This window comes from Blautia sp. HCP3S3_D9, assembly GCF_052063845.1.
Taxonomy (GTDB): domain Bacteria; phylum Bacillota; class Clostridia; order Lachnospirales; family Lachnospiraceae; genus Blautia_A.
This window is the reverse complement of the sequence record NZ_JBQHWS010000165.1, coordinates 1-6,264: the sequence shown is the minus strand read 5'-3', so window position 1 is coordinate 6,264 and position 6,264 is coordinate 1. Positions and strand designations below refer to the sequence as shown.

At 39.7% G+C, this 6,264-nt stretch carries 8 protein-coding genes; 7 read left to right on the top strand and 1 reads right to left on the bottom strand.

Annotation, left to right across the window (positions count from 1 at the left end; translation table 11 throughout):
* Positions 1 to 356 precede the first annotated feature (356 nt).
* Both ACTNES_RS18745 and ACTNES_RS18740 read left to right on the top strand, forming a co-directional pair.
* Positions 357 to 1,406, top strand: a complete 1,050-nt coding sequence (locus ACTNES_RS18745; protein ID WP_291816540.1) for an NAD(P)H-dependent flavin oxidoreductase — start codon at positions 357 to 359, stop codon at positions 1,404 to 1,406.
* Between the two features lie 112 nt (positions 1,407 to 1,518).
* A complete protein-coding gene (locus ACTNES_RS18740; protein ID WP_441040364.1) occupies positions 1,519 to 1,809 on the top strand; it encodes a hypothetical protein in 291 nt (96 codons plus the stop codon).
* 225 nt (positions 1,810 to 2,034) lie between these two features.
* Here ACTNES_RS18740 and ACTNES_RS18735 read toward each other — a convergent pair whose 3' ends face one another.
* Positions 2,035 to 3,396, bottom strand: a complete 1,362-nt coding sequence (locus ACTNES_RS18735; protein WP_291816536.1) for an MATE family efflux transporter — start codon at positions 3,394 to 3,396, stop codon at positions 2,035 to 2,037.
* Between the two features lie 170 nt (positions 3,397 to 3,566).
* Here ACTNES_RS18735 and ACTNES_RS18730 point away from each other — a divergent pair, with 170 nt between their 5' ends.
* The 5 genes from ACTNES_RS18730 to ACTNES_RS18710 all read left to right on the top strand — a co-directional run.
* Complete coding sequence (locus tag ACTNES_RS18730) at positions 3,567 to 3,848, top strand: nucleotidyltransferase domain-containing protein (RefSeq protein ID WP_291816535.1); 282 nt, start codon at positions 3,567 to 3,569, stop codon at positions 3,846 to 3,848.
* Entirely contained in the window at positions 3,820 to 4,233 is a 414-nt protein-coding gene (locus ACTNES_RS18725) for an HI0074 family nucleotidyltransferase substrate-binding subunit (protein WP_291807872.1), read from the top strand. Before ACTNES_RS18730 ends, ACTNES_RS18725 begins: the two co-directional genes overlap by 29 nt.
* 16 nt (positions 4,234 to 4,249) lie before the next feature.
* A complete protein-coding gene (locus tag ACTNES_RS18720) occupies positions 4,250 to 4,903 on the top strand; it encodes an NAD(P)-dependent oxidoreductase (RefSeq protein ID WP_291816534.1) in 654 nt (217 codons plus the stop codon).
* Positions 4,904 to 5,053: 150 nt separating this feature from the next.
* Entirely contained in the window at positions 5,054 to 5,461 is a 408-nt protein-coding gene (locus ACTNES_RS18715; protein ID WP_291807870.1) for a DUF5300 family protein, read from the top strand.
* A gap of 212 nt (positions 5,462 to 5,673) precedes the next feature.
* A partial coding sequence (locus ACTNES_RS18710) for a glycerate kinase family protein (RefSeq protein WP_441040363.1) occupies positions 5,674 to 6,264 on the top strand: 591 nt, incomplete at its 3' end.

The window sequence follows — 6,264 nt, the reverse complement described above, 5'->3', positions numbered from 1 at the left end:
GATTTTATACCCTTTTAACAGGTTAATTGAGTGATGTTATGGCTGCATGGATCACTTTTTAGATTCATGGCACAGTTATCTGTTCAGATACTGTTCCGTGAATAATTCAGGCTGAATTAAGTATATTTATTAGTTCAATTGATAAGAACAATAAGCAATAGAATTGTCTGCATCAGGAAAGAGTTTTTTAGAAAAATTGCAGAACGGATATTCGTTTATGAGCGAGCAGTATATTTATTAGTTATATAGTATTGAAAACTATATAAAATAGTTTTTCTTGACAAAAATAAATATTATGATATACTTTGAATATCAAAATATTTAATAGACAAATAAATAACAGGAGAAGAATCATAATGAATAATTTCAAAATAGGAGATAAAATCACAAGAGTTCCACTGATCCAGGGCGGAATGGGAGTTGGCATCAGTCTTGGCAGGCTTGCCGGTTCTGTTGCGAAGGCAGGTGGAGTTGGGATTATTTCTACTGCACAGATCGGCTACAGAGAAGAAGACTTCGACAGAAACCCGGCAGCAGCGAACGAACGCGCTATTGCCAGTGAAATGAAAAAAGCCCGTGGGATTTCCAGGGATGGGATCATAGGTTACAACATTATGGTAGCATTAAAAGAATACGCCGCCCACGTAAAAGCAGCAGTAAAAGCAGGCGCAGACATCATCATCTCCGGTGCCGGACTTCCCACAGAACTTCCGGACCTGGTAAAAGGCAGCCAGACGAAGATTGCACCCATCGTATCCACAGACAAATCTGCAAAAGTAATCCTGAAATACTGGGAACGAAAATACAAAAGAACCGCAGATCTGGTAGTGATCGAAGGCCCTCAGGCAGGTGGACATCTCGGTTTTCATAAAGAAGAACTGGAGAAATATACCGAAGAATCTTATAGCGAAGAACTAAAGAAAGTTATCACAACAGTAAAATCATATGCAAAGAAATATCAGACCGAAATCCCTGTAATCGTAGCTGGTGGTATTTACAATCGGGAAGATGTACGAAAAGTAGATGCCCTCGGTGCTGACGGCATTCAGGTAGCTACCCGCTTTATCACAACCGAGGAATGTGATGCCGATATCCGTTATAAAGAAGCTCACTTAAAAGCAAAAGAATCCGATATTGCCATCGTAAAAAGCCCGGTAGGAATGCCGGGCCGTGCCATCATGAACAAATTTATGACTCGCGTCATGAACGGAGAACAGATCCCCCACAGCCCCTGCCACGGATGCCTCGTAAAATGCAGTCCAAAAGAAATTCCTTACTGCATCACTGATGGACTTATCAACGCAGTAAAAGGAAACATAGACGACGGCCTACTCTTCTGCAGCGCAAAAGCATGGAAAGCAGATCATTTGCAGACGGTCCCGGAAGTGATTAATGACTTGTTTTGAGGATTGCTTCATGTTAAACTGAGGTTAATACAAGAACAGAAATGATTTATTTGAAGGTTTATCCATCTGGAAAAGGGAAGAATATCATGAAGAGAATCCACGAAGCCTGGCAATGCCATATTCATTTGTCTGCAATGGATTCTTCCACAAATTTTTTGCAGAAGGCAAAGGCGCAGTTTCCGGTTCGGAATATTACACAGAAGGAAACCTGAAGAATGCAGAACGTCTTCACGAACTGATGGAAGAGTACGAGATCTCTGTCACACAGGCAGTTCTTGGAGATCTTACCTGTCAGAAATTCCCTTGTCTGCCGTTATACGGCCCAAGAAATATTGCAGATCTGAAAGAAGCTATGGAAACATTTAGAATTCCATTCAGACTCGAAGACTATCCACAGAAATAGAATGGAAAAACGCTTATTTATAAGAAAATGCCGGAAAATGGTATAAATTCTCAATAAAAAACAGTGGAAGAACAGATGCCAGAAAAAGTTTAATTTTATAGAAGAATATAGCTTAAGGGGCGAACGTTTCGATAGGACACCTCCTAAGTAGACAAGGTAAAAAATCAAAATCTACTTAGAAGGTATCCTATCAGTTAATGTTCGTCCCTTATTATAGGTTGTTATTTAATTCTGAATTTCAGCAAGTGCCTTTTTAAACTGAACCGCAAATAATGCGGATGTAAAGAGTACCGCAATAATATCAGCGATCGGTTCTGCCATATATACACCAGTAGTTGGATCAGATACCATATGTGGCATAATATAAATAAGCGGGATCAGCAGTACGAATTTACGGACAACTGCAACAATAATAGAATTTACCGCTTTTCCAAGGGAAGTAAATGTCATCTGGCAGGCAATCTGGATACCGAACAGGAACAGACCGCCAAGATAGATTTTCAGCATTGGTGCAGTAAATCCGATAAGATTTGTATCTGCAGTAAAAATGCTTACGAACACTCTCGGAATAAGCTGTACAGCAGCCCAGAGAATTGCAGAATATGACAGACAGACAATCAGAAGTAAACGGAAAGTTTTCTTTACTCTGTCTGCATTTTTTGCTCCATAATTGTAGCTGGAAATTGGCTGTGCTCCCTGCGCAATTCCCTGAAGCGGAAGCATGGCAAACTGCATAACACTGGTCAAAATGGTCATGGCTCCAACTGCAATATCTCCTCCGTAACGGAGCAGGGAAGAATTAAAGCAGACAGATACAACGCTTTCACTTGCCTGCATAATGAAAGCAGCAAGGCCAAGTGCGACACATGGAAGAATTACCTTTGGTATCAGACGCATATATTTCTTTCGGAGATGAAGCTGAGTCTTTTTACTGCAGAGAAACAGAACTACCCAGATTGTAGAAATTGCCTGAGAAATAATAGTTGCCAGCGCTGCACCTTTTACTCCCATATGAAGAGCAAAGATAAAGATGGGGTCTAACGTAATATTGCAGACAGCACCGATCAGGACAGACACCATGGAAATGGTTGTAAATCCCTGCGCAGTGATAAATGCGTTCATACCAAGAGTTAACTGTACAAACAGAGTACCGAAAGCATAGATATTCATGTAATCTACGGCATAACTGATCGTGTTTTCACTGGCACCGAAAGTCAGTAATAAATCTTTTCCCCAGATCAGCAGGATGGCTGTCAGAATAACAGAAAAAATGATCTGGAGACTAAAACAGTTACCTAATATATTCTCGGCGGAGTCATTATCCTGTTTGCCCATATAGATAGAAGCTCTTGGTGCGCCACCGGAACTGACCAGCGCTGCAAAAGCGGAAACGATCATGATGATTGGCATACAGACTCCCACACCGGTAAGTGCCAGACTGCCGTCTCCTGGAATGTGGCCGATATAAATTCGGTCTACAATGTTATAAAGCATGTTGATAAGCTGGGCGATCACTGTTGGAACAGACAGCTTCAGCAGAAGCTTTCCAACAGGCTCCGTACCCAGAAAATTTTTTGTGTCCTGCATGGACGTAACCTCCCTTTTTGAATTGTATTAAATGATACGATATGGTGGAAGGAAAGTCAACGTAAGAGATAATACTTTTGGGCAGGGATTGATTTTTCTTTGAGTATCTCGTATTATAAATCTTAAGATGTGTTTGATATGACTATGGGTATAAAGGAAAAGTGTAAGGCATGCAGATAGAAGAAATTTTACAGGAAATCATACGAATATGCAAAAATAATTCAGTAACAAAAGTTATACTGTTTGGCTCAAGGGCAAAAGGAACTGCACTGGAAAGAAGTGACATAGATATTGCTGTATGCGGTACAAAAGATATCGAGAAACTCCGAGAAGAACTGGAAGATATTCCTACATTATATACAATTGATGTAGTTGATATGGATGAATGTAGAAATGAATTATTATTGGAGGATATAAAGCAATATGGACGAAAAATTTATGAGAAGGTATGAATCCTTTAAAAACTCACTCGCTTCTCTTTCAGAAGCACGGGAACGTGATATGTCAGATTCTTTTGTATTAAGTGGAACAAGTGCTAAGTTCAGTATTACTTTTGACCTAGCGTGGAAAGTAATGAAAGATATTCTGGTTCAGTATTATGCGATTACCAGATTTGTTGCAGGCTCACCGAGAGAGGTTCTGCGAGAATCTTTTCAGGCAGGAATGATCCAGGGAGATGAATGGCTTACAATGTTAAAAACCAGAAATCAACTGGCACATGACTATGATGGAGAAATCGTGAAGGCTTGTTGTGATACGATCGTGAATGTGTATCTGGTTAAATTCGAAGAATTTCAGAAGCGTGTAGAGCAGTTGCTTTCAGAAGAGAATTATTAAGGGGAAAAGAGCACATATGAAAATTACAGCATATGAAGTAAGAGAATACGAAACAGAAATCATGAAAAAACTTGCAGATAAACTTGGAATAGATGAACTGGTCACCACAGCAGAACCACTGACACTTGACACTGCACATCTTGCAAAGGGAGCAGCAGTAATCAAAAATCTGTCCGGTTTTGGATGTAAGATCCTTGCACATTCCAGACATGAAGATGAAAATGTGAAGAAATATGCAACATATGTAGACATGGATACAATTTACTCCGAGTGTGACATCATTTCTTTCCACACTCCATTAAATGATGCAACCTATCATATGGTCAATAAACGCACGATCGCAAAGATGAAAAAAGGCGTAATCCTCATCAACTGTGCCCGTGGAGAACTGATGAACATCAATGATATTACCAAAGGAATTGAAGATGAACAGATTGGTGCACTGGCTCTGGATGTATTCGAAAACGAAAACGGTATTTATCACCACGATCGAAAAACTGACATCATCAAAAACAAAGACATGGCCTACCTCCGTCAGTTCCCAAACGTCATCATGACCCAGCACATGGCATTCTACACAGAACAGGCAGTAATCAGCATGGTCCACTGCGGTCTGGAAAGTCTGGTGGCATTTGCAGAGAACAAAGAGTACAGATGCCAGTTACAGTAATAAATTCTCTGTTTGCTTTTGTGGATTTTATGAGAAATCAGACAAACCGAACACAAATTTTGTAAATTTCATTCTTAGGAATCCTTTCAGAAAGATGTTACAATAATTGAGCTACAAAGAGATGACATCATGAAAGAAAGGATTTTATAAATGAAAAAACTTTTAAGAAATATAATAATCGGAATGCTTGTGATTGGAGCTGTCGCAGGTTTAGCTGCATTTAAAGTGAATGATAATGTAACATATGCGGAACAGCTCATGGCACAGGATATGGTTACGATAAAGAATACAACTCCATTTGAGTTACAGGATCTTACAATTCTGTATAATAACGAAAAAGAACTTATTGCAGACGTAATAAATCCCGGAGAATCTGTGAAAGTAGAGGTTGTGGAGGAGGCAAAACCAGTTGTTTCAGTAAAAATCACTGGAACTACAAAAGGCGGAATGAAATTGTACGGATCGTTTACAGGGTTGATCAATAACGATACTTGTTTTACCGTTTATCTGGATGAAGATATGACACTGGGAATGAATTCTAATATTGTGAATGAGTGAGCATAAGAAATAAAAAGGCTGACTGATCGTACGAAAAGAACTCGATCAGCCAGCCTTTTTATTAAACGCTATGATTGGTATAAATAACAATAAAAAATATAGAAAACAGAAATAAATGTTACATATACCATATTAATCCAAATAAAAATTATATATACTAAGTGCAACAAAACAAATTATACAGAAAGAAATACATAAGGAGGAAATTGAAAATGAAAGCAGTGATCGCAATTGATTCATTAAAGGGAAGTTTAAGTTCCATGGAAGCAGGTTATGCTATCGCAGATGGAATCCGCAAAGTTCATGGACAGGAAGCGGAAATCGTAGTAAGACCTCTGGCAGATGGAGGGGAGGGAACTGTGGAAGCATTAGTAAGCGGAATGAACGGAGTGACACAGAATGTAATGGTAACAGGACCTCTTGGAACACCTGTAAACTGCGAATATGGTATCATTGAAAGTAGCCACACTGCAGTTATCGAGATGTCCGGTGCCGCAGGAATTACACTTGTTCCGGATGAGAAACGTAACCCGCTTTACACCACAACTTATGGAGTTGGAGAAGTGATCAAAGATGCCATTGCCAAAGGCTGCAGACGCTTTATCGTAGGAATCGGCGGAAGTGCTACCAATGATGGCGGGATCGGAATGCTTCAGGCATTGGGATATGGGTTCCTTGACAAAGAAGGAAAACAGGTTCCTTTCGGTGCAAGAGGACTGGAAGTGCTGGAAGAGATTACAAATGAATATGTACTTCCGGAACTTGCAGAATGTGAATTCTGTGTTGCATGCGACGTAACAAAC

Excerpts from the sequence above, each read along its gene's own strand:
- ACTNES_RS18725 (WP_291807872.1), top strand. The coding sequence starts at position 3,820 with ATGGACGAAAAATTTATGAGAAGGTATGAATCCTTTAAAAACTCACTC.
- ACTNES_RS18715 (WP_291807870.1), top strand. The coding sequence starts at position 5,054 with ATGAAAAAACTTTTAAGAAATATAATAATCGGAATGCTTGTGATTGGA.
- ACTNES_RS18720 (WP_291816534.1), top strand. The coding sequence starts at position 4,250 with ATGAAAATTACAGCATATGAAGTAAGAGAATACGAAACAGAAATCATG.
- ACTNES_RS18740 (WP_441040364.1), top strand. The coding sequence starts at position 1,519 with ATGCCATATTCATTTGTCTGCAATGGATTCTTCCACAAATTTTTTGCA.
- ACTNES_RS18735 (WP_291816536.1), bottom strand. The coding sequence starts at position 3,396 with ATGCAGGACACAAAAAATTTTCTGGGTACGGAGCCTGTTGGAAAGCTT.
- ACTNES_RS18730 (WP_291816535.1), top strand. The coding sequence starts at position 3,567 with ATGCAGATAGAAGAAATTTTACAGGAAATCATACGAATATGCAAAAAT.
- ACTNES_RS18745 (WP_291816540.1), top strand. The coding sequence starts at position 357 with ATGAATAATTTCAAAATAGGAGATAAAATCACAAGAGTTCCACTGATC.